Source organism: Tardiphaga sp. 841_E9_N1_2 (assembly GCF_051811065.1).
GTDB classification, from domain to species: domain Bacteria; phylum Pseudomonadota; class Alphaproteobacteria; order Rhizobiales; family Xanthobacteraceae; genus Tardiphaga; species Tardiphaga robiniae.
The window spans coordinates 1,660,719-1,684,309 of the sequence record NZ_JBPWQC010000001.1; the positions used below are offsets into that span (position 1 = coordinate 1,660,719).

Consider the following 23,591-nt stretch of genomic DNA (forward strand, 5'->3'; position numbering starts at 1 on the left):
CCGTGACCGTTCATCAGATTCCGAACACGCTACAACTCGAGTCGTTCTGGATGCCGTTCACGGCCAACCGCCAGTTCAAGGCGGCACCGCGCATGTTCGCATCCGCGCAGGGCATGTATTACACCACCGAAGACGGCCGCAAGGTGATCGACGGATCGGCTGGCCTCTGGTGCACCAATGCCGGCCACGGCCGCCGCGAGATCGCCAGTGCAGTTGAGAAGCAGCTCACCACCCTCGACTTCGCCCCCGCGTTCCAGATGGGCCATCCGCTCGCCTTCGAATTCGCCAATCGTCTGGCCGAGATCGCACCCGCCGGCCTCGACCGCATCTTCTTCACCAATTCCGGTTCGGAGTCGGGCGATACCGCGCTGAAGATCGCGCTGGCCTATCATCGCGCCAACGGCCAGGCCTCGCGCACGCGCCTGATCGGCAGGGAGCGCGGCTATCACGGCGTCGGCTTCGGCGGCACCTCGGTCGGCGGCATGGTCAATAACCGCCGCGCCTTCTCGTCAGCCCAACTACCCGGCACCGACCACATCCGCCACACCCACGATCTCGCACGCAACGCGTTCTCGAAGGATCTACCCGAACACGGCGCCGAACTGGCTGATGACGTCGAACGGCTGGTCGCGTTACATGGCGCCGACACCATTGCCGCCGTCATCGTCGAGCCGGTGCCCGGTTCGACCGGCGTGCTGCCGCCGCCGAAGGGCTACCTGCAGCGCCTGCGCGAGCTCTGCACCAAGCACGGCATCCTGCTGATCTTCGACGAGGTCATCACCGGTTTCGGCCGTCTCGGCACGCCTTTCGCCGCAGATTATTTCGGCGTGACGCCGGACCTGATGACCACCGCGAAAGGCATCACCAACGGCACCGTGCCCTGCGGCGCCGTGTTCGCTAGCCGCAAGATCTATGACGGGCTGATGACCGGGCCGGAAAGCCAGATCGAGCTGTTCCACGGCTACACCTATTCGGCGCATCCGGTCGCCTGCGCCGCGGGCATCGCGACGCTGGACATCTACAAGAGCGAGGGACTGCTGACGCGCGGTGCCTCGCTGTCCGACTACTGGCGCGATAGCCTGCACGCGCTCCGCGACCTGCCCAATGTCATCGACATCCGCAATTGCGGCCTTATGGGCGCCGTCGAACTTGCGCCCCGCAAGGATGCACCGGCTGCGCGCGGCTATGACGTCATGGTCGACTGCTTCAACCGCGGCCTCTATCTGCGCCAGAGCGGCGACGCCTTCGCGATGTCGCCGCCCTTGATCGTCGAGAAGAACCAGATCGACGAGATCGTTTCGATCCTGAGCGACGCCATCAAGCGCGTCGCCTGAGTCCACACACCGTCTGATCCAACACGGCCCGGATGAAGCGCCTGCTTCATCCGGGCCTTTGTTGTTTAAGAGATCCGGTCGTCAGTCAACTTGCGCTGCCATGCGCCCGCGCGCACATCCGTGTCACATGATCCACGCTCATCACCGGCGTCGGCGCAACGGTGTCGCTCGAACCTGTGCTGGTCGTCCATGAGAGACCGCCGAGCGACGCCATGACAGGCGCTATGGCAAAGCGCGACATCATCGCGACATTCACCATCGCCGGCACGTCGACGCGGGGATGGCTGACGATCGCGTCCACGATCAGGCCGAAGGCGGCCAGTCCCAATGTTCGCTTGCGAGATCTGATTGAGGTCTTGCGGAATTGGATCGGCATCGCGGGCTCATGGGCTTGAGGATGCGCACGCACCAAGGTGGGAGTGCGCCGACGCGTCGACGTCGCGCGCCATTTTAGCGATCAACTGTGACCATCCGGTCTGATGCCGCGAACAACAAAGCTCGCAACCGATCACGTCGCGACGAGTCGCCCGATATCGGTCATCACATCTTCATGAGGACGGGCACCTCGGACGTGGCGAGCAGCCGCCGTGCTTCGTGTCATCCGGACAGCGTCTCGATGACCCGGCAGTCACCGACCCTGCCATGACTGCACTCTTCCACCATGCGCTTCAATTCTCCGCGTAAAGCGGTGAGTTGCGCAATCCGGCGCTCGACGTCCGACAGGTGCCGGCGCGTGATCCGATCGACCTCTGCGCAAGACTGATCGGGTCCCTCGCTCAGGGTCAGCAATTCGGCGATGTCGACGATCTCAAAGCCGAGCTCGCGTGCGTGCCGGATGAAATTCAAACGGGCGACATCCTCCGGGCGATAACGGCGCTGCTTTCCCTCCGTCCTCGTGGGCGCGGCCAGAAGGCCAATGCCCTCATAGTAACGGATCGTCGGCACCTTGATGCCCGTCAGACGCGACGCTTCTCCGATTGCGTAATCCATTTTTCCCTTGAACCTCTAGTCGCTAGAGATTGTACGCTTGTCTCACATTGAGAGGAAGCCGATGTCCGACAAGACCTGTTGCACCACCGACACCTGCTGCGAGCCGCCGCCCATCGATTTTTCGAAGGCGAACGCGAAGCCTGTCTCCCCGGCGGCCTGCGAGACCGAGGCATGCGGTTGCTCCGGGGGCGTTCCGGTCTTCGACGGCGTCGATCCCCGCTACAAGCGCGTGCTGTGGACGGTCATTGCCATCAACGGCATCATGTTTCTTGTCGAGATGATCGCGGGACAAATCGCGGGATCGCAGGCGCTGAAAGCGGATGCGCTCGACTTCCTCGGCGATACCGTCACTTACGGGCTGAGCCTCGCGGTCATCGGCACCGGCATCAGGACGCGGGCAACGGCGGCTTTGTTCAAGGGCCTTTCGCTCAGCGTCATGGCTCTGTGGGTGTTCGGTTCGACCGTCTATCACACGCTTATCCTCGGCGTTCCAAGTGCCGAGGTCATGGGCGCGATCGGCTTCCTGGCGCTGGCAGCCAACCTCGCCTCGGTGCTGCTGCTGATGCGTTACAAGGACGGCGATGCCAATGTGCGCTCTGTCTGGCTGTGTTCCCGCAACGACGCCATTGGCAATGTCATTGTCATGTTCGCAGCCCTGGGAGTCTGGGGCTCGTCGAGTGCGTGGCCGGATCTGGCGGTGGCCGCCGTGATGGCCTTCATCTTTCTCTCCTCCTCGGTGCAGATACTCCGTCAGGCCTGGGCTGAATATTCCGAACAGCCCGCGCGCGCCGGTGTTTCAGGGCGTTCCTGAGTCTGACATGCCATCTCTTCATCGCCGGCATCCTCGCCCCGCGGCGACAATTCTGAACATAATCCTTGACGCCAATCCATTCCAGTATATATTCCCATCCATCCCGCTCCACTTGAGGGAGCGTTACCGGGACGCCGACTGGCGCGGGGCGGGATGTGGCGCCTGCGGGCGGGAGGAAGACGTTTCCTCACGCACTCGGGAGGCCTTGGGTCACCGTCCGGCCCCACTACGGGGGTCTGCCACTCATGCTGGCTGGACGTGGCATTGGTGAACGGCGGGAAACCGTCGGGATCAGCGGAGTGCGGAGCTCTGCGCCTTTGCCCGGAAGAACGGTCCCGGGGACAGAAATCGCCACGGTGGAGCGTCGAAAGGCGTTTCCGCGGCCTCTGTGGTCCGGCGATCCGGACAGCACGCTGCGGCACTGTACCCAAGTCGCGCCTTTCGGCGCTTCATCTCCCTCATTCTTGAGGGAGACCACCGGGACTGCCACTCACGCGCTCAGGCGCGGGCATCGATGGCGTACGCCCATCCCCTCACCTGCATCACAGCAATCAACAAGGTCGTCACGGGAGGTCACATGCTCCTTGGTCACAAGCATCCGCGTCTCACATCGACAAATTCCACGCTGCGGCAGCAGACGTTAGCGGCCTTTCGTCTACTTTCCCCGTTACCATGCGATGCGGTAGCCTGCCTACGGGACTCTGCATTCCGCGACATCCGTCGCGGCGCAGAACGGGCAGACAACAAGAAGAACGGTCTGCGATTCGAGGCAGGCGCTTTGGCGCTCCCGCCACCTTGGAGCGCGCCGGCAGTCGAGGAAATGACATGATGAAGAGCTTCGTCCGCGCCGCGAGCGTGATCGCCGTGATGGCCGCCTGCGCCGGCAGCGCCGAGACTGCCTTTGCGCAGAGCTGGCCGAACCGGCCGATCCGCATGGTCGTGCCCTATACGCCAGGCGGCTACACCGACCTGATGGCGCGCCTCGTTTCCGAAAAGATGTCGGCGGCGCTGGGCCAGCCCATCGTCATCGAGAACAAGCCGGGCGCCAATGCCGCCATCGGCACCGACGCCGTCGCCAAGGCAGCCCCCGACGGCTACACCTTCGGCACCGTGATCGCGGCGCATTCGGTGAATCCGACGCTCAATCCGAAGCTGCCCTATGATGCGATGAAGGACTTCACTTACGTGTCGCTGACCTCGGTCGCGCCGCTGATTTTGATTGCGACGCCGTCCCTGCCGGCCAAGGACATGAAGGAGTTCATCGCGCTCGCCAAGGCGAAGCCCGGCTCGCTGAACTTCGCCTCGTCAGGCATCGGCTCGGCGGCGCATCTGACCATGGAAATGCTGAAAAGCCGCGAAGGCATCAACCTGCAGCACATTCCTTACAAGGGCACATCCGGCGCGCTGCAGGATACAGTCGGTGGCCAGATCAATGTGATGTTCGACGTCATCGGCCCGCTGATGTCGCAGGTGAAGTCCGGCAATGCCAAGGCGCTCGCCGTCGCCGCCAAGGAGCGCGTCCCGGCGGCCGGCGACGTGCCGACCATGGCGGAAGCCGGCGTGCCGGATTTCGTCTCCGGCACCTGGTCCGGCATCATCGCGCCCGCAGGCACGCCGAAGGAGATCGTGGATCGCGTGGCGGCGGAGGCAAAGAAGGCGCTCACCGATCCCGACCTGAAGAAGAAGCTCGACGATCAGGGTATCGTCCCCATGGGCACCACCCCGGATGAATTCCGCGCCTTCGTCACCGACGAAATCGCGCGCTGGAAGAAGGTGATCACGGACGCCGGGATCAAGATGGAGCAGTAAGAGCCAACCTCGTCATTCCGGGACGCGAGCGCCACTTGGCGGTCGCGGACCCGGAATCTCAAGACGAGAGTTCCTCCTTCCGCGGCGCTGAAGAGTGATGAACACTTGGAGATTCCCCGCCACTCCAATTGGAGTGGCCGAGGTTCGGGCCGAACCGCTTCGCGTTTCGGCCCGAACCGGAATGACAGCGTAAGGCCTTTCAGCTTTCGCTGCGCGTTTTCAGAATCGCCAGATGCACGAAATGTAGCTTTCCCCTCACCGCTTGCGTCAGGTGAAACGGATAAGCGTCGCTCATGCCCATCGAACGATTGAGTTCGTTCATGCTGTAGGACACAGCATCCCACAGCGACAGCAACGCTTCGAAGTCACGCTCGAGATAGGGATCGTCCAGCGTATGGCGCGAGCGTTCGTCCAGTGACAGCGGCAGCGACGATGCGGTATCCAGCGTCGAGACGATGTGCAGGAAATGCGCGAAGGTCTCGGCCCAGTCTTCCCACGGATGCGAGGTCGCATATTCGCTAATGAAGGCACCGCTATTCCACGAGCGATCGGCGCGATTGTGATAAGCCGCGAGTGCCTCGCCATAGTCGCGCGTTTCATCGCCGAAGATCATCCGGAACGGACCGATGAGCTGCGACTGATCGACCAGCGCTTCCCAGTAAAAATGCCCGACCTCGTGGCGGAAATGCCCGAGCAGCGTCCGATACGGTTCGCGAAATGCCGCGCGGCGCGCCTCGCGCTCGGCATCGTCCGCTTCCGAGAGGTTCATGGTGATCAGCCCCGACAAATGCCCGGTCATGATCGGATGTCCGGCGGTCTCGTCCGAGAGAATGTCGAACGCGATATGCGCGCCGCTCGACACAGCAAGGGGCAGTCTGAGCCGCATCAGGTCGTAGGTCAGACGCCGCTTGGCTTGCTCCACCCGCTTCCAGAGCGCGACATTGCGATCGGACACCAGATTAGGAATCGTGCGCGTAAGCCGGCAGGAAGGACAGAACGGATCGCTCTCATCCGTGGCCCAGTTGCAGGCGATCAGATCGCGATTGGCACAGGATATGGCCAACGCGGCGCTGACGACATTGGACTGCGCGGTGTCGAAGATCAGCGCCTCGCCGCATTGCACGCAATCGCTCTGCTCGAAGAACACGCGCGTCTGGCAGCTGGGGCAGATCAGTTGTTTCATGGGTGAAGTCTAACCCGAAACGGCCGGGATGGTTCAACACGCTCGCAACATTCGCCGCCCGGCCGTGCCTGTCATGCGCGAGGCCGGCATGCAGGAATGACACTTGAGGGATCTGCCCAAATCGCGTTTCAATCCAGGCGTTCAGAAGAACCAATAAGAATCAGACCGGGAGGCCATCATGAAGACGCTCGCAGGAGCCATCTGCGCTCTGACGCTACTTGTTGCAGGCAACGCGCAGGCGCAGACCGTCAAGGATTTCCTCGTGCAGGCCATGGCCAAATGGACCGCGCCATTCGAGCCTTTTCAGCTCATCGACAACATCTATTATGTCGGCACCGACGGCATCGCGGTCTATATCATCAAGACTTCCGACGGCCTCATCCTGATGGACACCGGCGTCCCGCAATCGACCGGGATGATCAAGGAGCACATCGCAAAGCTCGGTTTCAAGGAAACCGATATCAAGATCATCCTCAACAGCCACGCCCATTTCGATCACACCGGCGGTTTTGCGGAGATCAAGAAGGACACCGGTGCGCAACTGATCGCAGGCTTACGGGACAAGCCATTGCTCGAGAGCGGCACCTATCCCGGCGATGAAAAGAACACCGATATCGGTTTCCCGCCGGTCAAGGTGGATCGCACCGTCACGGAAGGCGACAAGGTCACGCTCGGCGGCACCACGCTGACGGCGCATGCAACGCCCGGCCATTCGCCAGGCTGCACGAGCTGGGAGATGACCGTAAAGGACGGCAGCGAGAACCGTGAGGTCCTGTTCTTCTGCAGCGGCACCGTGGCGCTGAACCGGCTGGTCGGCAATCCGACCCATGCCGGCATCGTCGACGACTATCGGTCGACCTATGCGAAGGCCAGGGCGATGAAGATCGACGTGCTGCTCGGACCGCATCCGGAAGTCTATGGCATGCAGGTCAAGCGCGCGGCGATGAAGGACGGCGCACCGAACCCGTTCGTGAAACCAGGCGAGCTTGCCACTTACGCTGCAACGCTCGAACAGGATTTCGACAAGCAGCTCGCCAAGCAGACGGTTGCGCTGCAGAACGGTAAATAACGACAGGGCACTGCGGCGAGCGATTTGTCGCAAGCCGCAGCCGTTGTCGGCGGTTGCGGTCGGCTGGTAGTTTTGCGCGTCACATGAGGTGCGCCATGGAACTCGCCTGCCCCTGCAACGCTGTCAAACTCCGGATCAGTGCCGATCCCATCGCTCATTTCTGGTGCCACTGCGCCGACTGCCAGACCGTTCACGGCGCGGCTTATGTGGCCGAGGCCGTCTATCCGGCTGACGGCGTTGAAGTCGTACAAGGCGACACGACGTCGTTCGCGCTGAAGACGACCCCGCGCCTCAGTTGCGCAAAATGTGCCACGCGGCTGATTATCGAACTCGACGGGATCGGCATGCGCAGCATCAACGGCTATCTGCTCGGGGATGCGTTCAAGCCGAGCCTGCATATCAATTGCAGCGAGGCGATTGCTCCGGTCCGCGACGGCCTGCCACATTACGCTGCCATGCCCGCGGCGTTCGGCGGCGACGACCGAATGGTGGACTGGTAAACAGCCGAGGTTTTCCTCGCTAGGGCAGCGCCAACAGTCCCGCCGCGACAACCATAGTCGCCAGCGCGGACAGCGCCAGCGACCAGTGGATCCCGATCATGCTGCCGACGACGCCGACCGAGATGCCGCTGAAGGCACGCAGCCCCAGGCTCGCCATATTGAACAGGCCGATGACGCGACCGCGCTTGTCCAGGGGCGCATCGAGCTGCACGAGGCTCTGCGCCATGGCGTTGAACGACAGTTCGAGGAAACCCGCCGCAAACAGGAACACCAGCGCGATGGCGTAATGACCGGTCAGCGCGAAGATCGCCAGCGCGCCGCACCAGAGCAGCGCCAGCAAGATCGCCGTGCGCGGCTTCGGCGCCAGCAATTGCCTGCCCTCCAGCGCCAGGCCGGCAAGCAATCCGCCCGCTGCGTCAGCCGCCAACAGCATGCTGTAGGACATGCCGGGATCGCCATGGCCGAGATCACTGGCGAAGCCCGGCATCTGTGAACTATAGGCGTTGCCGACGAAGAACGATGCCGCGCCGGCCAGCGCGATCATGGACACGATCACTGGACGGTGGCGAACGTCGCGCATGGTCTGGACGATGTCCGCAAAGCCCCGCACGGCGCGCTGAGGCGCGGGCGCGCCGGTGCGAAAGCGCGGACCATAGGGCGCCTTGATCAGCCACAGCACCAGCGGCAGATAGAAGATGGTGTTGAGCATGATGCCATAGGCCGGCCCTAGCGCGAGCAAGATTACGCCGCCGACCGCAGGCCCGACCATGACGCCGAGATAGCGCGCCATGGCGTTCAGACGCACCGCGCTCGGCAGGTCGGCGGAACCGACGACGTCGTAGAGCAGCATCTGGTTCGGCGTCTGCCACAGCACGCCAGCACAGCCATGAATCACCAACAGCACCATCGCCTGCCACATCTGCAGGCTATCGGTGACAAAGAAATAGCCCCAGCCCAGCGATGCCAGAATGAACAGCGCCATGCCGCACTGGATCACGCGCCGCGGGTCGAAACGCTCCGCCAGCGCGCCAGACGTGACTGAGAACAGCAGGAACGGCAGCCAGTGCGAGACGATGGCGAAACCACCCAGCGCGGGCGACTGGAATTTCTGAAACACCACCCAGTAGCTGATCACATGCTCGATATTGTCGGCCATCATGGCCAGCACATAGGTGATGAATTGGGCGCGGAATCCCGGGTGATGGAGCGCCGCGAAGGATCGTTTGGTGGGCGATGCGCCGACGGTCTGCGCTGGGGTGTCGCTCATCGGGAGGGGAATCTTCGGACGGAGGGAAACGCCGCCATCGGCAATTACGGCGCAGACTCGTTACATCGCATGTCTTCGCCCGGCACAAGGCGGCTTCCGGCATAGGACGCCTCGCCATCTTGCATGCAATTGCATTCATCCCTACCTGTCCCCGGCAACCATCAACCCTGCCCCTTTTCCGGAGCCAGCCTGACATGACCGACGCCCCCTACACGCCTCCCAAAGTCTGGACCTGGGACAAGGAAAACGGCGGCAAATTTGCCTCGACCAACCGGCCCATCGCCGGCCCCACCCATGAGAAGGAGCTCCCGGTCGGCAAACATCCGTTCCAGCTCTATTCGCTGGCGACGCCGAACGGCCAGAAGGTCACGATCATGTTCGAGGAACTGCTTGCTGCCGGCCATACAGGCGCGGAGTACGATGCATGGCTGATCCGGATCGACGGCAACCAGTTCGGTTCGGGTTTCGTCGATGTCAATCCGAACTCCAAGATCCCGGCGCTGATGGATCGCAGCGGCGACAAGCCGTTCCGTATCTTCGAGTCCGGCGCGATCCTGGTGCATCTCGCCGAGAAATTCGGCGCCTTCCTTCCAAAGGACGGAGCCGAACGGGCCGAAACCCTATCCTGGCTGTTCTGGCAGATGGGCAGCGCGCCGTTCCTCGGCGGCGGCTTCGGGCACTTCTATGCCTATGCGCCCAGCAAGATCGAATATGCCATCGATCGTTACGCCATGGAGACCAAGCGCCAGCTCGACGTGCTCGATCGTCAATTGGCCAACAACGAATTCATCGCCGGCAAGGATTACAGCATCGCCGACATGGCGATCTTCCCCTGGTATGGCGGCCTTGCGGAGAGCGCCATCTACGGCGATGCCGGCACGTTCCTCGATGTGCAGAGCTACAAGAACCTGCAGCGCTGGACCAAGGCGATCGCAGCACGTCCTGCCGTGAAGCGCGGTCGCATGGTCAATCGCACCTCGGGCGACCCGGCCGGCCAGTTGCGCGAACGCCATGACGCCAGCGACTTCGACACGAAGACGCAGGACAAGCTCGAAGCGAAGAGCTGAGACGAAGACTTCGAGTTGACGTCGCTTCAGCCCGGAATCGAAAAGCCCCGCGCGCGCGGGGCTTTTGCACGTCTGGATGCGTGAGGCAGCAGCCTCAGCCCTTCATGCACTTGTTGACCGATGAGGTCTTGGCGGCGCCGGCCAGTGGCTTGCCCTCGGCGCTCTTGGCGTTGTCCTCGCAGCACTTCTTCATGAAGCTCTTCTTGGCAGCGCCCGCGAGCGGCTTGCCGTCGCCGCTGACGGCGTTGCAGGATTGCGCCATTGCGGGCGCAGCACTGAACAGGCTCAAGAGAACGAGGACAGACAGACGTTTCATGGACCGACTCCCGGTTTGTTGGAGCTGCAGCCTAGCGCAACCACGGGCTCTCGCAAGACCGGCTATGCATCACGTGCCTACCGCTTAAACGCTATGTCGCGGCGCAGCGATTTCGCCGCGCACAGAGGCAACGCCCATCTCGAAACTGTCAGCGATACGGCGCGCGCGGATCATGAAGGCCTCGGTGACCTCAGCCGGAAATATCTCGCGCGCGGTCTGTTCGAACAGCAAAAGCCAGCGATCGAAATGTTCGCCCTTCAGCGGCAGCACGAGATGTGGACGCATTGGCCGGCCATTGTAGCGGCCGGTCTTCAGCATCATCGACGACCAGAAATCGCTGATCTGCGCGATGTGATGATCCCAGTCGGTCACGGCGCTGTTGAAGATCGGCCCCAGCAAATCATCCTCGCGGGCACGGCCGTAAAAGGTCTGCACCAGAAGCGCGATATTTTCTTCATTCAGGGAGGGCTGGAAGCTGGTGAAGCCGATTTCGGAGGTCTGCGTCATGCGCCCTGATGTAGGCGACGGCGGCCAGCTCGGCAACCGCCATCGCCCGAAATCCGTTTTGCAATTGATCCAGCGCAAGCTCAGTTGCGACGACCCGCCGTCTGCGTCCGTTCCATCAGGTCCCCTTCCGAGCGAACGCCATAAAATGCCTGCAGGAGCATCCCCCGACGCAACTTCCCGGGTGTGATGGAGCGGCACCCAGAATTCTTATAGAGCTGCCGAACTCCTCGGAGAGACCGTCCGGCGTCGCATTCGCCAACACCCGGTACTCTCCGGCTTTTTGCGATAGGATGACGCTGATAACCGTGCCCCGAAACCGCAAGGACACCTTCACTTGCCCGAAGCTCTCCTCTCCGCCCGCTCCGGCGAGTTTCCGACCTTTGAAACCTCGGATTTCGCGGGCGAAGGCTCGTTCTACTTCGACCTCGTACGACTGGAGGACCGCGACGACATCCCGCGCGGTTTCCTGCACCGGCACAACTACTACCATCTGCTCTGGATGACCCGGGCGAGCGGCACGCACACACTCGACTTCGCGCATTTCGACGTGCGCGACCACTCAGTGTTCTTTCTTTCGCCGGGCCAGGTCCATGCCTGGACGTCATCGGTCAAGCCTCACGGCTACGTGCTGAACTTCAGCACCGACTTCTTCGCGCGGATGTTTCCGCGCGCCGAAGATGTCGCGAAACTTCCGTTCTTCCACCCTGCGCGCGGCAACAGCGCGCTCTATCTCACGCAGGCTCAGCATGACGGCATGCTGCCACTGCTCTGCGAGATGGAGCGTGAGGCACGCGATCGCCAGCCGGGATTTCCCGATGTGGTGCGGGCCAGCCTGCTGATCCTGCTCACGCGCCTGCGCCGTGTGTGCCCCGACAACGAGCCCGCCGGTGGCGTTGGTCCACACCAGGCGCTCGCGCGCCGTTTCGCGATGCTGGTGGAAACGCACTACCTGCGCTTCGGTACCATCGGCCAGTACGCCGAGGCGCTTGGCGTGAGCGAGCGCCAGCTCAACGATGCGGTCAAGCGCACTGTGGCGCGCACGGCCAGCCAGGTGGTGCAGGAGCGCGTGGTCCTCGAAGCCAAGCGCTGGCTCAGCAACACCGAAACGGGCATCGCCGAGATCGCGTTCCGCCTCAATATCGAGGATCCGGCCTACTTCGCGCGCTTCTTCAAGAAGCAGACCGGCCTCACGCCGGGCGACTTCCGGAGGAAGCATTGCCGTCCACTGGACTGACACGCGAAAAAGTCCAACACAACGTCTGATCCGTCCTAGCGCCGTCGCCGCGCGGCTGCATAGAGTGTCCCGCATGGACGCCTGACCGGGCGCTGCCATCGCCACCTGCGCGTTTGTATGCGCAGGTCGGCATGGCATGACGCCCACCGCCACGACCGCCCCGCATCTGCGGAGAGCGCCGTCGGCAGGACATAAAAACAAGAGGCAGAGGAAACAAAATGCACAAAGCAATCATCCCGTTGCGGAGCCTCGTCGTGGCCGCAGCATTGGCCCTCACCTCAGTCAGCGCGATGGCCGATTATCCAGAACGTCCCCTACGCGTGATCGTGCCGTTCGCCGCCGGTGGTGCCACCGACGTGATTGCGCGCACCGTGGCGCAAGCCATGTCGGTACGGCTCGGCCAGTCGATCGTGGTGGAAAACAAGGCCGGCGCCAACGGCAATATAGGCGGTGCCGCGGCGGCGCGCTCGGAGCCCGACGGCTATACGCTGCTGATGGCCACATCGAGCCACGCGATCAATGCATCGCTCTACCAGAAGCTCAGCTACAGCCTCACGCGCGATTTCGCGGCCTTGTCAAACCTGGCGTCGGTGCCCCTGCTGCTGGTGGTGCACCCGTCGGTACCGGTCAATTCGGTGAGCGAACTCGCCGCTTACGCCAAGGCCAATGCCGCGAGCGTCAACTATGCATCGGGCGGCGTGGGCACCGCGTCCCATCTGTCCGGCGAGCAGTTCAGCACACTGGCTGGTGCGAAGATCACGCACGTCGCTTACAAGGGCGGCGCGCAGGCGCTCAACGATATGATCGGCGGTCAAGTGCAGATCATGTTCGCCAACCTGCCCGAAGTTCTCTCTCTGGTGCAGAGTGGCAAGCTCAAGGCGCTGGCGGTGACGGGCAGCACGCGTCACGCCGCCTTGCCCGACGTGCCCGCTTTCTCAGAAACGCCGTTCCCCGGCATGAACGCGCGCTCGTGGTTCGGCCTGTTCGCACCGGCCGGCACGCCCCCCGCTATCGTCGAGAAGCTTGCGCAGACCATTGTTCAGAGCGTGGCTGACCCCGCTGTCCAGGAGCGGCTCAAAGGGCTCGGCGCCGACCCCGTCGGCGACGATCGGGCAACATTCCAGAAATACGTGAACGACGAGGTGGCGCGCTGGGCCGTGCTTGTCGCGCAGTCCGGCGCCACCGCCGAATGACCCTATTGATCCGCCACCGCTCGAGGAAACCCCATGCTGCTTGACGTTCGCACCTACACCTGCCGCCCCGGCACGATCAAGAAACACTTGGCGCTGTATGCCGAGCACGGTTACGAGATCCAGAGCCGCCATCTGGGCAAGCCGCTGGCCTACATGCAAACCGAGACCGGCAACGTCAACAGCTACATGCACATCTGGGTCTATGACAGCCCAGCCGATCGCGAGGCCAAGCGCCAGGCGCTGCAGAAGGACCCGGCCTGGGCCGACTACCTGAAGATCAGCGCCGAGGCCGCCTATCTCATCAGCCAGGAAAACCAGTTGATGACGCCAGTGTCCTTCTTCAAGCCGTAGGCGGACCTGCAGTCGCGCATCTGACTGCCGAACCTATGATGCGCCGCATTCTTGATGCCGCGCATCCCTTCTGTTCATCAGGTGGATGCCACGCCTGCGGGCCCGGCAGCCGCGGAGCCTGCTGGAGCATGATCCCGAAAAGTGGACACCGGTTTTCGGACAAGATCATGCTCTCATAGAGAAAATAGCTAGAGTCTGATCCATCGAAGATGGATCAGACTCTAGCGCAAGCTCAGTTGCGATAGGATGGATCGACCCGGTCGAGCTTGCGGAGCAGCGCCGGCCAGGCCAGTTCGCCGCTGAGGCCCGGAACATTGTCGCGCGGCTTCATGCGGTCATAAGTGTCCTGCAGGACCTTCTGCGGCGGCGTGATCAGCTTGGTGTTGCATGACAACGCTGCAACCTGAACCTGACAGGCCCGCTCCATCCGGAACAGCACGTTGAAAGCCGCGGCGATGGTCTTGCCCACCACCAGCAGGCCGTGATTACGCAACACCATCGCCTCGTGATTGCCGAGATGCGCGATCAGTCGTTCCCGCTCTTCTGGATTGTCCGCGATGCCCTCGAAGTCATGATAGGCGACATGAAGGAAGCGCATGCAGGTCTGCGCCACCGGCAACAACCCGCATTCCATCGCCGATACAGCCATGCCGGCCACTGTATGAGTATGCGCGACGCAATCGACATCGTGACGCGCCATGTGGATGGCACTGTGGATCACAAAGCCCGCAGCATTCACAGCGTAGTCGGACGCGTTGAACAGCGTGTTGCCGTCGAGGTCGATCTTGACGAGGCTCGACGCATCGATCTCCTCATAGAGCATGCCATACGGATTGATCAGGAACTGATCTTCCGTTCCCGGCACGCGGCAGGAGATATGGTTGGCGATCATCTCGGTCATGCCGTACATCGCCGTGAGACGGTAGCAGGCCGCGAGATTGACGCGCGACTGCCACTCCTCGGGACTGACCTGATCCTGCACCGAACGGACGACTTTCACGGCGGGTGAGCTGACGGCTGCATTCATTGATGTTCTCCCTTGATCTTGTTCATGCGGTCAGTCGACCGTGATGTTGGCTTCGCGAATGAGTTTGCCCAAGCGGTCGCGCTCGTTCTTCACATGGGTTTCGAGTTCTGCCGGCGTCATCGGCCACGGCTGATTGCCGATCGGCTCCATCTTCTTTGCAAATTCCGGCGTCTTGACGATGCGGGTGATGGCGGCGCTGAGCCTGTTCAGCACCGGCTGCGGCGTACCCGCGGGCGCGAAGACTGCGAACCATGTCGCGCCGACGATCGAGGGGAATCCGAGCTCCTTGAAGGTCGGCACATCAGGCAATTGCGGAAGGCGCTCCTCGGACAAGACCGCCAGCGCGCGGTACATGCCCGCCTTGTGGTTTGGCACGGTATTGGTCAGTGCCTCCACATTGCTGTCGACGATGCCCGCAAGCATGTCGTTCATCGCCGGCGCAGCACCGCGATAGTGTACATGCTGCAGCTTCACGCCGAGTCCGCGGGCCACGATCTCACCCATGAGGTGCACGGTGCTGCCCGGTCCGTTGGTGGCATTGTTGACCTTGCTCGGATTGGCCAGCGCATAGGCACGAAACGCCGCGACGTCGGCGGCCGGAAAGTCCTTCTTCACGACGAAGGCAAACGGCACCTTCACCACCATCGCGACCGGCGCAAAGTCCTCGAGCTTGTATTTGATGGAGGCCAGCAGATGCGGGTTGGTCGTGAAGGTCGTCGCGCTGGCGAATAGAAGCGTGTAACCGTCCTTGTCGGCACCGGCCACGACTTGCGCACCGATCGATGTGCTCGCGCCGCCGCGGTTCTCGATCACCACCTGCTTGCCGAGTTCGGTGCTGAGCTGTTCGGTGAGGATGCGCGCGACGATGTCGGTCGTTCCGCCGGGCGGAAATGGCACGACCATGATGATGTTGCGCTCGGGATATTGCTGCGCCTGCCCTGGCGCTACGGCGAACAGCGATGCGGCAAGGACCGCGGCGATGGCAAACCATCGCCCCTTCTTGTTGTTGCTCACGTTTTCTCCCTTTGCGCCGGTCCATTGGGCTTTCGCCTGGAACGACATTTTCGGGAGAGGCTAAAACAAGAGCCCAGCCGATGCGACGACTAAATAAGCCGGGCAGCTATCGGATTACACGGGACGCGCAATCGACGAACGGGACGCGGCCGTCTCGGTGAATCAATGCACCGTGGCGTTCGAAAACAGGTTGATCACGACCTGATCCTTCCTGCCGACCGATAGCGGCTGCTCCATGCATTCCGGGGCAGTCAGCACCGCTTTCGCTGCCGATGTCGTATAGAGCCATGCGGGCTATGTCCTCATAGCCTATCCCCGAGAGAGTCCCGTGACCGCTCCGACGCTCCCTGCTTTCGCACTCGATGCACCCTTCTTCAAACTCCTCACCGGGAGCTATCTCCGCACTGTCGGGAAGCCCCTGTTGGCGCCTGGGCAAGATGCAGCGTGGCTCTACAGCGACGCACCATTCGCGGTGCTCGCACATAACACCGACGCCGATCCGGCGTTCACCTATGCCAATCGCACCGCGCAATCTTGCTTCGAATATAAGTGGGACGAATTCGTCACCATCCCGTCGCGGCTGTCGGCGGAAGCGCCGAACCGCGACGAGCGCCAGCGCCTGCTGGATGCCGTCGCGCGCAACGGCTTCATCGACAATTATCGTGGGTTGCGGATCGCGAAGTCCGGTCGCCGCTTCTGGATCGAAGGTGGCATCGTCTGGGAACTGAGAAGTGAGAACGGCGAGCGACGCGGTCAGGCGGCGCTGTTCACGTCATGGACGGATGTGTGAGCGCAGCAGCTACAACGTCGCCAGCGCCTCGCGCAGCGGCCGGCACAACTGTCCGTTGGCATCGGCAAGGCTTGCGAGATAGTCGGCGGCCTCGGTGATATCGGCGACGATCTCGCGCTCGGCGGCATCGGCATCGCCTGCGACGATAGCCTTGAGCGCTGCCGTGTGATGATCCCAGCCCTTCAGCAGCACGACATATTCGGGGATCACGAAGGACAGCACCGGGCCGCAGCGCAGCCACATATTCTCGATGGTCTCCACGAGGATCGGGACGCCCGACATCGCATAGATCTCGAAGTGAAACTCGCGATGATAATCGAGATAGCTTTCGAGATTTTTTGCCGCAATCAGCGACTGCATCGTCGCCAGTAGTGACTTCAGACGTTCGAGTCCCGCCGTGTTGCGTCGGGTCGCGGCTTCCCTTGCCGCCTGCCCCTCGAGTGCACAGCGTACCACCGTCAGGTCCGCGAGTTCGCGCGCCGTCAGATGCGGGACGATCGCCGCATTGCGCGGTCCCTGCTGCAACACGCCCTGTGCGACGAGCCGGGTGACTGCATCACGTACCGGCGTGATCGACGTGCCGAAGCTCTCTGCGAGCGCGCGCAAGGTCAGCACCGTGCCCGGCGCGAAACGGCCAGCCAGTAGCGCGTCCCGGAGCTGCGCATGCGCCAAGTCCCAGAGCGGTTCGCGTTCGATCCGTTTCAGTGCGGTCATTCCGTGCTCGCTACCTCACCCTGCCGAGTCCCGCAAATTCGTGCCCTGCAACCCGCGGTGAAATGTTCCATTGACCCATTAAGATGTTTGTTATAACAAACACCAAAAATGGGAGGAAAACAATGTTTGTTCAACGCGTCAGCTTTGCCGCGCTCGGATTGGTATTGGGATGCTGGTCCCTGCCTGCTCACGCGCAATCCAACTTTCCGCAGAAGGACATCACCTTCATCGTGCCGTGGAATGCAGGCGGCTCCAACGACGTCGCCGCACGTGCGCTGGACCCGATCCTGCGCGAGCATGGCATCAAGATCGTGATCGAGAATGTCGTCGGCGCCACCGGCGTCATCGGCATGAAACGCGTCGCGAGCTCCACGCCGGATGGCTACACCATCGGCATGGGGACCAGTTCGACGCTGGCGCTGATAGCCCAGAACAAGGCGAACGGACTCACCAACAGCAATTTCACCCACGTCGCGCGCGTCTCCACCGATCCTCTGATGCTGCTTGTGCCTTCCACCGGCACGATCAAGACCCTCCCCGACTACATCGCCAACATGAAGGCGAAGCCCGGCAAGGTCACTATCGGCACGCCCGGCAACTATAATCTCAACCACATCTTCGCCTCCATGACCGCACGCGCAGCCGGCGTCGACTATGTCAATGTTCCTTATACCGGCGGCTCGAAAGTCGTTGCCGATCTGATCGGACAGCATGTCGACTCCGGCGTGCTCAAACCGTCCGAAACGCTCGGCCAGATTCAGGACAACCTGCTTAAGCCCATTGGCATCTTCGCCAATGAGCGGCTTGAGATGTTTCCAGATGTCCCGACCTTCAAGGAAAAGGGCATCGACGTCTTCCCGTATGGGCCCGTCGTGCAGATGGCCTATGTGGTCGGCCCTGCGAACCTGCCGGACGATGTCCGCACCAAGCTGACCACCGCCTTCCGCACCGCCATCCAAGATCCGCGATTCAAGGAATTCGCCAAGAAGAACGTCTTCCTGGTCGACGACGTGACCGGCGACGCGCTCACCAGGGAAGTCGACAGCGTTGCCGCCGCGATTGGCAAGGTCGCGGCGCAGACCTTCCCGAAAGAATAACCGCTGCCGGCACCCGCCGGCCGCATCCACCTGATCGATCTCGACGAGGACACCACATTGAATATCAAGAAGATCACCTGCCATGTCGTCGCCGCTCCCGTGCAGCGTCCGTTCACGTCGTCACGCGGCTGGCTCTACAAGACGCGTGGCACCTGCCTCGTTGAAATCGAAACGAGCGACGGCATCGTCGGCTGGGGCGAATGCTACGGCCCCTCCGCTGTCGCCAAGGCCTTCATCGACACCCAGCTGGCGCCGCGCGTCATCGGCCGCGATCCCTTCGATGTCGAGGTGATCTGGGAAGATCTCTACAACCGCATCAAGGACTATGGCCCGAAGGGCATGTCGATCGCCGCCATCAGCGGCATCGACATCGCGCTCTGGGACATCATCGGCAAGGCCTGCAACAAGCCGGTGCACAAGCTGATCGGCGGCGCCTTCCGCACCGAAGTCGATTGCTATGCGACGGGCCTATACTTCACCGACATGGAACGTCTTGTCGATGAAGCAGTCGAGGAAGCCGTCGGTTACAAGAAGGCCGGCTTCAAGGCGATCAAGATGAAGATCGGCCTCGGCTCCATCAAGCGCGACTATGAGCGCGTCAAGGCCGTGCGCGAAGCCATCGGCTCCGACATCAAGCTGATGGTCGACGCCAATCACTGCCTCACGGTGCCCGCAGCGATCAAGCTCGGCCGCAAGCTCGAAGAGCTCGATATCGAATGGTTCGAGGAGCCGATTTCGCCGGAGGATATCGACGGCTATATCGAAGTCACCCGCGCACTCGACATGGCGGTCGCCGGCGGCGAGAACGAATTCACCCGCTGGGGATTTCGCGACGCCATCGTGCGCAAGGCGATGGACATCGTGCAGCCGGACGTCTGCGCCGCCGGCGGCATCACCGAATGCAAGAAGATCGCAGCGCTCGCCAGCACCCATGGCGTCGAATGCGTGCCGCATGCCTGGGGCTCGGTGGTCGGCCTCGCCGCCACGATCCACTTCCTCGCCTCGATCCCGAACCAGCCGCCCAGCTTGTTCCCGATGCCGCCGATGCTCGAATTTGAACAGGAAGAAAACCCGTTCCGCGACCATCTCGCGAAAACACCGATCCAGCAGGTCAACGGCGTCATCGCTGTCCCGACCGGCGCAGGCCTCGGCGTCGAGGTCGACCGCGCGGTGATCGACAAGTATCGCGTAGCGTGATGACGAGGACGCACGCATGAAGTTTGTCACCTTCGTCGAGTCCGGCCTGACACGCGCCGGCGTCCTTGTGGGCGACGCCACGCGTCCGACTGATATTGTCATCGATCTGGCTCACCCGGCGATGCGGGTGGGCCTCAACGGCATAGCACCACAAATTCAGGCGTTTCTCGACGCAGGTCTTGGCAAGGTCGTCAGTATCATCACGGCTCACGGGCTGGCCGATGCCGCGCGGTTGACTGCGGACCGAGTGACGTTGCTGGCGCCGCTCCCCGCGCCGCGGCGCATCTTCGGGATTGCTCATAACTATCGCGACGCGGTTGCCGAACGTGGCATCGTCCCGCCATCCGAACCAGTCCTGTTCATGAAAGCTGCGCGCACAGTCAGTGCCGCCGGCCGGTCGATCATCCTGCCCGCAGGGATCGGCGGCGTCACCTATGAGGCCGAACTCGCCGCCGTGATCGGCAAGCGCGCCGTGAATGTCTCGAAGGAACAAGCACTCGAATGCGTCGCGGCCTATGGTTGCTTCAACGACATCAGCGCCAGCGAAATGATCAAGGCCGACGGCCATTTCGACCGTGGCAAGAACATTTCGAGTTTCGGCCCGTTCGGACCGTTCCTCGCCTCATCTGACGAGATCGCCGATCCGCAGGCGCTGCAGGTGTCGCTGACCATCGACGGCAAGGTACTGCAGAAGGGATCGACCAAGGACATGATCTTCGGCGTTGCCGACCTCGTGTCCTGGCTGTCGCATCGCGGGCCGCTTGAGCCTGGCGACGTCATTGCGACCGGAACACCGGCTGGTGTCGCGGCCATGCACAGGCCACCGGCCTGGCTGAAACCCGGCTCGACCGTGACCGCCAGTGTCGAGCGACTTGGCCAGCTCGCCAATCCCATTACCGAAGGACCGGCTTTCGATGCCTGACATGCCCACCGTTCTCCTGACTAACCCGATGCATGCCGATGGCGAAGCGATCCTGTCGCCGCATGCGCGGCTGATCACGGCGCCCGATACCAAGCCGGACACGCTGCGCGCATGGGCGAAAGACGCCAACGGCATCATCGTACGCGCAAAACTGCCCGACGACATCGTCGATCACGCGCCGCGCCTGAAGGGCATGGTCCGTCACGGCGTCGGCCTCGATTTCATCCCCGTCGATGCGGCTACGGCACGCGGCGTTGCGGTCGCTAATCTACCGGGCAGCAATACGAGTGCCGTCGCGGAATATGCGATGTCGGCACTGCTGCATCAGCGCCGCCCGATTCATCTCATGAACGCGCTGATGCGCGACAAGGGATGGGGTGCATCGCGCGCGACCGCCGAGAGCTTTATCGAGCTGAACGGCTCGACGCTCGGCATTCTCGGCGTCGGCACCATCGGTCGCCGTGTCGCGCAGATCGCTAGGCAAGGCTTTGGCATGAAGGTGATCGGGACATCTCGGCGCAAGGGATCGCTGCCCGCCGATGTCGAGGAAGTATCGCTGGATCAGCTGTTCGCTCGCAGCGATGCCCTCGTGATCTGCTGCGCGCTCACCAACGAGACGCGCGGCCTCGTCAATGCCGCGCGCATCGACCAGATGAAACCCGATGCAGTTCTGGTCAACGTTTCGCGCGGCGCCGTCGTCGAGAGCGCCCCGCTAATCACCGCGCTCAAGGCCGGCAAACTTGGTGGCGCGGCACTCGATGTGTTCGACATCCAGCCTCTGCCCGCGGATAACGCTTTATTCGATTGTCCCAACCTTTTGCTGACGCCGCACTCGGCGGCGATTACCGCCAGCAGCAGCCGCAGCATGGCCATCGGCGCTGCCGAAGAAATGCTGCGCATCCTGCGCGGCGAACAACCGCTCAATCTCGTCAATCCCGGTCACAAGGCAGCGTGAGGCTCCCATGAAGATTACTGCAATCAAAGCCGTTCCGATTTCCTATCGCGTTCCGCAGGGACAGAATGTCCGCCTCGGTATCGGCCGCGCCGTCAAGCGTGACGCCGTGCTGGTCAAGGTCACGACCGACGACGGCGTTACAGGCTGGGGCGAAGCGCATCACGGTCGCTGCCCGGGTGCGATCGCCAAGCTTATCGACACAACAATCGCTGAACTCGTCATCGGGATGGACGCGATGAATGTCGTCGGCGTGTGGCACCGCGTCTATCAGATGCAGCTGTCGAGCCATGGCATGGGTTATGCTGCAGCCATGGCGCTGAGCGGTCTCGACCTGGCGCTGTGGGACATCCGCGCCAAGGCAGCCGGCTGGCCGCTCTACAGACTGCTCGGCGGTGCGTCGAAGCCGATCAAGGCCTATGCCGGCGGCATCTCGCTGGGCTGGCAGGCGCCGGAGTCGCTCGCCGAGGAAGCGCAGGGTTACATCGCGAAAGGATACCGCGCGGTGAAGCTGCGTGTCGGCGACAATCCGCGTGACGACGTCGCCCGCGCCACTGCCGTCCGCAAGGCCGTTGGCGATGCCATCGAAATCCTGGTCGATGCCAACACCGGCTATACGCTCGACGATGTCCGCCGCGTGATGCCGGCCTATGACGATCTGCAGATCGGCTGGCTCGAGGAGCCGTTCCCGGCGCTCGACTATCGCTCCTATCAGGCCGCCGCCGCGATGGGGTCGACGCCGCTTGCTGCCGGCGAGAACCACTTCACGCGCTATGAGTTCAATCGCCTGATCGAGGATCGCGCCGTGAGCTTCGTGCAGCCGGATCTGTCGAAGACCGGCGGAGTCACCGAGTCCATGCGCATCGCCGGCATGACTCAGGCGTGGAAGCTGTCGTTCAATCCGCACACCTCGGCGACCGGGATCAATATGGCCGCGACCATCAACGTGCTCGCCGCCGTCGAGGACCCCGGTTACTTCGAAGGTGACGTCGCCAAGCACAACCCGTTCCGCGATGAAGTCGGCGGCATTCCCTACAAGCTTGACGCCAATGGTTGCGTTGCGCCGTCGGAGATCGCAGGCCTTGGCGTCGAGATCGACGAAGCCTTCATCAACGCTCATCCATTGATCGAGGGTCCCTGCTATGTCTGATTCGCGACAGGTTGAAGTTGTACTGCGCGCCTCGCGTCTCGTTCACTTCGCCTGCCGCACACTCATTCTCCTGCTGGCCGGCACCGCCTGTGTTCATGCGCAGGCGACCGCGCCCGCAAACGAGACCTTTCCAAGCAAGACGATCAAATACATCGTCCCCTATCCGCCCGGCGGCTTCAACGACACGCTCGGGCGGATCTTCGCGCAGAAACTGCAGGACGCCTGGGGCGTTCCGGTGGTGGTCGAGAACCGGCCCGGCGGCGGCACGCTGATCGGCACCGAAGCCGTCGCCAAGTCCGCCCCCGATGGTTATACGCTGCTCGGGGTCGCCTTTCCGTTCGGCTCCAATCCGAGCATCTACAAGAACCTGCCCTATGACACGGTGAAGGATTTCACGCCGCTGGTCTTTGCGGGGCAGACACCGAACCTGCTGGTGGTGAAGCCGTCACTACCGATCAATACGGTCAAGGAGCTGATCGACTACGCCAACAAGAATCCCGGCAAGGTCAGCTACGGCTCGACCGGTATCGGTTCGTCGAACCATCTGTCGATGGAATTGTTCAAGAGTCTCGCGCGGATCGACATCGTGCACGTTCCCTACAAGGGCAGCGCACCGATGGTGAACGACATGCTCGGCGGCCATATCGATGTCGCCTTCGACAACACGCCCAACGTGCTGCCGCAAGTGAACGGCGGGAAGCTTCGTGCCCTTGGAGTGAGCAGTAAGACGCGATCCACACTCGCACCCGACATTCCCACCGTCTCGGATGCCGGCGTGGCCGGCTATGAGGTCAATGTCTGGTTCGGCGTCGTCGGTCCCGCGGGCATGCCCGAGGAGATCGTGCGCAAGCTCAATGCCGAGATGAATGCGATCCTGAAACAGGACGACGTCAGGCGTCGCTTCATCGACCAGGGCGTAGAACCCGTTGGCGGCACGCCCGCGCAATTCGCCGATCAGATCAAGACCGAGATCCAGAAATGGGCCCGGGTCGTGAAAGACGCTGGTATCAAACCGGAATAGACGGCCGTGGTGATCCACCGCCGGCATTGCCGTTGACCGACGTTCAAAACGCGCCGCTTTGGCCGACGCGTGTCAC

Annotated in this window: 25 protein-coding genes; 16 read left to right on the forward strand and 9 right to left on the reverse strand. The window is 62.5% G+C overall.

Annotation, left to right across the window (positions count from 1 at the left end):
- Positions 1 to 2 precede the first annotated feature (2 nt).
- Complete coding sequence (locus AB8A50_RS07910; RefSeq protein ID WP_439077346.1) at positions 3 to 1,334, forward strand: aspartate aminotransferase family protein; 1,332 nt, start codon at positions 3 to 5, stop codon at positions 1,332 to 1,334.
- A gap of 85 nt (positions 1,335 to 1,419) precedes the next feature.
- On the opposite strand, the gene AB8A50_RS07915 is transcribed toward AB8A50_RS07910, so the two are convergent.
- Positions 1,420 to 1,710 carry a hypothetical protein gene (locus AB8A50_RS07915; RefSeq protein ID WP_089264020.1) on the reverse strand — a complete coding sequence of 97 codons (291 nt, stop codon included), beginning with the start codon at positions 1,708 to 1,710 and terminating at the stop codon, positions 1,420 to 1,422.
- Between the two features lie 221 nt (positions 1,711 to 1,931).
- Complete coding sequence (locus tag AB8A50_RS07920) at positions 1,932 to 2,324, reverse strand: MerR family transcriptional regulator (protein WP_439077347.1); 393 nt, start codon at positions 2,322 to 2,324, stop codon at positions 1,932 to 1,934.
- 61 nt (positions 2,325 to 2,385) lie between these two features.
- On the opposite strand from AB8A50_RS07920, the gene AB8A50_RS07925 reads away from it, so the two are divergent.
- Both AB8A50_RS07925 and AB8A50_RS07930 read left to right on the forward strand, forming a co-directional pair.
- On the forward strand, positions 2,386 to 3,135 hold the full coding sequence (locus tag AB8A50_RS07925; RefSeq protein WP_231080516.1) for a cation transporter: 750 nt from the start codon (positions 2,386 to 2,388) through the stop codon (positions 3,133 to 3,135).
- A gap of 825 nt (positions 3,136 to 3,960) precedes the next feature.
- Complete coding sequence (locus AB8A50_RS07930) at positions 3,961 to 4,944, forward strand: Bug family tripartite tricarboxylate transporter substrate binding protein (protein ID WP_315842406.1); 984 nt, start codon at positions 3,961 to 3,963, stop codon at positions 4,942 to 4,944.
- Between the two features lie 199 nt (positions 4,945 to 5,143).
- Here the strand turns inward: AB8A50_RS07930 and AB8A50_RS07935 are convergent, their stop codons facing one another.
- Positions 5,144 to 6,127 carry a zinc-binding metallopeptidase family protein gene (locus AB8A50_RS07935; RefSeq protein WP_439077348.1) on the reverse strand — a complete coding sequence of 328 codons (984 nt, stop codon included), beginning with the start codon at positions 6,125 to 6,127 and terminating at the stop codon, positions 5,144 to 5,146.
- Between the two features lie 178 nt (positions 6,128 to 6,305).
- Between AB8A50_RS07935 and bla the strand changes: the two genes are divergently transcribed.
- Both bla and AB8A50_RS07945 read left to right on the forward strand, forming a co-directional pair.
- Complete coding sequence (gene bla / locus AB8A50_RS07940) at positions 6,306 to 7,196, forward strand: subclass B3 metallo-beta-lactamase (protein ID WP_439077349.1); 891 nt, start codon at positions 6,306 to 6,308, stop codon at positions 7,194 to 7,196.
- A gap of 95 nt (positions 7,197 to 7,291) precedes the next feature.
- A complete protein-coding gene (locus AB8A50_RS07945; protein WP_093758347.1) occupies positions 7,292 to 7,696 on the forward strand; it encodes a GFA family protein in 405 nt (134 codons plus the stop codon).
- Positions 7,697 to 7,715: 19 nt separating this feature from the next.
- On the opposite strand, the gene AB8A50_RS07950 is transcribed toward AB8A50_RS07945, so the two are convergent.
- Entirely contained in the window at positions 7,716 to 8,963 is a 1,248-nt protein-coding gene (locus AB8A50_RS07950) for an MFS transporter (RefSeq protein WP_439077350.1), read from the reverse strand.
- A 194-nt stretch (positions 8,964 to 9,157) separates the two neighbouring features.
- Here AB8A50_RS07950 and yghU point away from each other — a divergent pair, with 194 nt between their 5' ends.
- Positions 9,158 to 10,030 carry a glutathione-dependent disulfide-bond oxidoreductase gene (gene yghU, locus AB8A50_RS07955; RefSeq protein ID WP_439077351.1) on the forward strand — a complete coding sequence of 291 codons (873 nt, stop codon included), beginning with the start codon at positions 9,158 to 9,160 and terminating at the stop codon, positions 10,028 to 10,030.
- 94 nt (positions 10,031 to 10,124) lie between these two features.
- Here the strand turns inward: yghU and AB8A50_RS07960 are convergent, their stop codons facing one another.
- Both AB8A50_RS07960 and AB8A50_RS07965 read right to left on the reverse strand, forming a co-directional pair.
- Entirely contained in the window at positions 10,125 to 10,346 is a 222-nt protein-coding gene (locus tag AB8A50_RS07960; protein WP_093758344.1) for a hypothetical protein, read from the reverse strand.
- Between the two features lie 84 nt (positions 10,347 to 10,430).
- Positions 10,431 to 10,853 carry a group III truncated hemoglobin gene (locus AB8A50_RS07965; protein ID WP_089264012.1) on the reverse strand — a complete coding sequence of 141 codons (423 nt, stop codon included), beginning with the start codon at positions 10,851 to 10,853 and terminating at the stop codon, positions 10,431 to 10,433.
- 334 nt (positions 10,854 to 11,187) lie between these two features.
- On the opposite strand from AB8A50_RS07965, the gene AB8A50_RS07970 reads away from it, so the two are divergent.
- The 3 genes from AB8A50_RS07970 to AB8A50_RS07980 all read left to right on the forward strand — a co-directional run bounded on the left by AB8A50_RS07970 (position 11,188) and on the right by AB8A50_RS07980 (position 13,631).
- The gene (locus AB8A50_RS07970) at positions 11,188 to 12,087 is read left to right on the forward strand and encodes a helix-turn-helix domain-containing protein (RefSeq protein WP_089264011.1); all 900 of its coding nucleotides are present in this window, start codon (positions 11,188 to 11,190) and stop codon (positions 12,085 to 12,087) included.
- A gap of 218 nt (positions 12,088 to 12,305) precedes the next feature.
- On the forward strand, positions 12,306 to 13,280 hold the full coding sequence (locus AB8A50_RS07975; RefSeq protein ID WP_089264010.1) for a Bug family tripartite tricarboxylate transporter substrate binding protein: 975 nt from the start codon (positions 12,306 to 12,308) through the stop codon (positions 13,278 to 13,280).
- A 33-nt stretch (positions 13,281 to 13,313) separates the two neighbouring features.
- Positions 13,314 to 13,631 (forward strand): NIPSNAP family protein, encoded by a 318-nt coding sequence (locus AB8A50_RS07980; protein WP_089264009.1) that lies wholly within the window; start codon positions 13,314 to 13,316, stop codon positions 13,629 to 13,631.
- A gap of 232 nt (positions 13,632 to 13,863) precedes the next feature.
- On the opposite strand, the gene AB8A50_RS07985 is transcribed toward AB8A50_RS07980, so the two are convergent.
- Positions 13,864 to 14,658 (reverse strand): class II aldolase/adducin family protein, encoded by a 795-nt coding sequence (locus AB8A50_RS07985; protein WP_068736808.1) that lies wholly within the window; start codon positions 14,656 to 14,658, stop codon positions 13,864 to 13,866.
- Positions 14,659 to 14,688: 30 nt separating this feature from the next.
- Entirely contained in the window at positions 14,689 to 15,672 is a 984-nt protein-coding gene (locus tag AB8A50_RS07990) for a Bug family tripartite tricarboxylate transporter substrate binding protein (protein ID WP_439077352.1), read from the reverse strand.
- A 328-nt stretch (positions 15,673 to 16,000) separates the two neighbouring features.
- On the opposite strand from AB8A50_RS07990, the gene AB8A50_RS07995 reads away from it, so the two are divergent.
- The gene (locus tag AB8A50_RS07995) at positions 16,001 to 16,462 is read left to right on the forward strand and encodes an MEKHLA domain-containing protein (RefSeq protein ID WP_439077353.1); all 462 of its coding nucleotides are present in this window, start codon (positions 16,001 to 16,003) and stop codon (positions 16,460 to 16,462) included.
- Between the two features lie 9 nt (positions 16,463 to 16,471).
- Here AB8A50_RS07995 and AB8A50_RS08000 read toward each other — a convergent pair whose 3' ends face one another.
- Positions 16,472 to 17,176: a GntR family transcriptional regulator gene (locus AB8A50_RS08000; RefSeq protein ID WP_439077354.1), complete on the reverse strand. Its 705-nt coding sequence runs from the start codon at positions 17,174 to 17,176 to the stop codon at positions 16,472 to 16,474.
- 122 nt (positions 17,177 to 17,298) lie between these two features.
- Here AB8A50_RS08000 and AB8A50_RS08005 point away from each other — a divergent pair, with 122 nt between their 5' ends.
- Genes AB8A50_RS08005 through AB8A50_RS08030 form a run of 6 tightly spaced genes read left to right on the forward strand, consistent with a single transcriptional unit; the run spans position 17,299 to position 23,515 of the window.
- Positions 17,299 to 18,273: a Bug family tripartite tricarboxylate transporter substrate binding protein gene (locus AB8A50_RS08005; protein WP_089264005.1), complete on the forward strand. Its 975-nt coding sequence runs from the start codon at positions 17,299 to 17,301 to the stop codon at positions 18,271 to 18,273.
- A gap of 57 nt (positions 18,274 to 18,330) precedes the next feature.
- Positions 18,331 to 19,470 (forward strand): mandelate racemase/muconate lactonizing enzyme family protein, encoded by a 1,140-nt coding sequence (locus AB8A50_RS08010; RefSeq protein ID WP_089264004.1) that lies wholly within the window; start codon positions 18,331 to 18,333, stop codon positions 19,468 to 19,470.
- Between the two features lie 16 nt (positions 19,471 to 19,486).
- On the forward strand, positions 19,487 to 20,392 hold the full coding sequence (locus tag AB8A50_RS08015; RefSeq protein ID WP_439077355.1) for a fumarylacetoacetate hydrolase family protein: 906 nt from the start codon (positions 19,487 to 19,489) through the stop codon (positions 20,390 to 20,392).
- Between the two features lies 1 nt (position 20,393).
- Positions 20,394 to 21,347, forward strand: a complete 954-nt coding sequence (locus AB8A50_RS08020) for a hydroxyacid dehydrogenase (RefSeq protein ID WP_244558280.1) — start codon at positions 20,394 to 20,396, stop codon at positions 21,345 to 21,347.
- A gap of 7 nt (positions 21,348 to 21,354) precedes the next feature.
- Positions 21,355 to 22,494 carry a mandelate racemase/muconate lactonizing enzyme family protein gene (locus tag AB8A50_RS08025; protein ID WP_439077356.1) on the forward strand — a complete coding sequence of 380 codons (1,140 nt, stop codon included), beginning with the start codon at positions 21,355 to 21,357 and terminating at the stop codon, positions 22,492 to 22,494.
- Positions 22,487 to 23,515 carry a Bug family tripartite tricarboxylate transporter substrate binding protein gene (locus AB8A50_RS08030; protein WP_089264000.1) on the forward strand — a complete coding sequence of 343 codons (1,029 nt, stop codon included), beginning with the start codon at positions 22,487 to 22,489 and terminating at the stop codon, positions 23,513 to 23,515. The genes AB8A50_RS08025 and AB8A50_RS08030 overlap by 8 nt, the downstream gene beginning before the upstream one ends.
- Positions 23,516 to 23,591: the final 76 nt, after the last annotated feature.

Coding starts and splice junctions, on each gene's coding strand:
- AB8A50_RS07920 (WP_439077347.1), bottom strand. CDS start 2,324: ATGGATTACGCAATCGGAGAAGCGTCGCGTCTGACGGGCATCAAGGTG.
- AB8A50_RS07965 (WP_089264012.1), bottom strand. CDS start 10,853: ATGACGCAGACCTCCGAAATCGGCTTCACCAGCTTCCAGCCCTCCCTG.
- AB8A50_RS08025 (WP_439077356.1), top strand. CDS start 21,355: ATGAAGATTACTGCAATCAAAGCCGTTCCGATTTCCTATCGCGTTCCG.
- yghU (WP_439077351.1), top strand. CDS start 9,158: ATGACCGACGCCCCCTACACGCCTCCCAAAGTCTGGACCTGGGACAAG.
- AB8A50_RS07980 (WP_089264009.1), top strand. CDS start 13,314: ATGCTGCTTGACGTTCGCACCTACACCTGCCGCCCCGGCACGATCAAG.
- AB8A50_RS07930 (WP_315842406.1), top strand. CDS start 3,961: ATGATGAAGAGCTTCGTCCGCGCCGCGAGCGTGATCGCCGTGATGGCC.
- AB8A50_RS08005 (WP_089264005.1), top strand. CDS start 17,299: ATGTTTGTTCAACGCGTCAGCTTTGCCGCGCTCGGATTGGTATTGGGA.
- AB8A50_RS07945 (WP_093758347.1), top strand. CDS start 7,292: ATGGAACTCGCCTGCCCCTGCAACGCTGTCAAACTCCGGATCAGTGCC.
- AB8A50_RS07950 (WP_439077350.1), bottom strand. CDS start 8,963: ATGAGCGACACCCCAGCGCAGACCGTCGGCGCATCGCCCACCAAACGA.
- AB8A50_RS08030 (WP_089264000.1), top strand. CDS start 22,487: ATGTCTGATTCGCGACAGGTTGAAGTTGTACTGCGCGCCTCGCGTCTC.
- AB8A50_RS07985 (WP_068736808.1), bottom strand. CDS start 14,658: ATGAATGCAGCCGTCAGCTCACCCGCCGTGAAAGTCGTCCGTTCGGTG.
- AB8A50_RS07935 (WP_439077348.1), bottom strand. CDS start 6,127: ATGAAACAACTGATCTGCCCCAGCTGCCAGACGCGCGTGTTCTTCGAG.
- bla (WP_439077349.1), top strand. CDS start 6,306: ATGAAGACGCTCGCAGGAGCCATCTGCGCTCTGACGCTACTTGTTGCA.
- AB8A50_RS08000 (WP_439077354.1), bottom strand. CDS start 17,176: ATGACCGCACTGAAACGGATCGAACGCGAACCGCTCTGGGACTTGGCG.
- AB8A50_RS07960 (WP_093758344.1), bottom strand. CDS start 10,346: ATGAAACGTCTGTCTGTCCTCGTTCTCTTGAGCCTGTTCAGTGCTGCG.
- AB8A50_RS08015 (WP_439077355.1), top strand. CDS start 19,487: ATGAAGTTTGTCACCTTCGTCGAGTCCGGCCTGACACGCGCCGGCGTC.
- AB8A50_RS07925 (WP_231080516.1), top strand. CDS start 2,386: ATGTCCGACAAGACCTGTTGCACCACCGACACCTGCTGCGAGCCGCCG.
- AB8A50_RS07915 (WP_089264020.1), bottom strand. CDS start 1,710: ATGCCGATCCAATTCCGCAAGACCTCAATCAGATCTCGCAAGCGAACA.
- AB8A50_RS08020 (WP_244558280.1), top strand. CDS start 20,394: ATGCCCACCGTTCTCCTGACTAACCCGATGCATGCCGATGGCGAAGCG.
- AB8A50_RS07975 (WP_089264010.1), top strand. CDS start 12,306: ATGCACAAAGCAATCATCCCGTTGCGGAGCCTCGTCGTGGCCGCAGCA.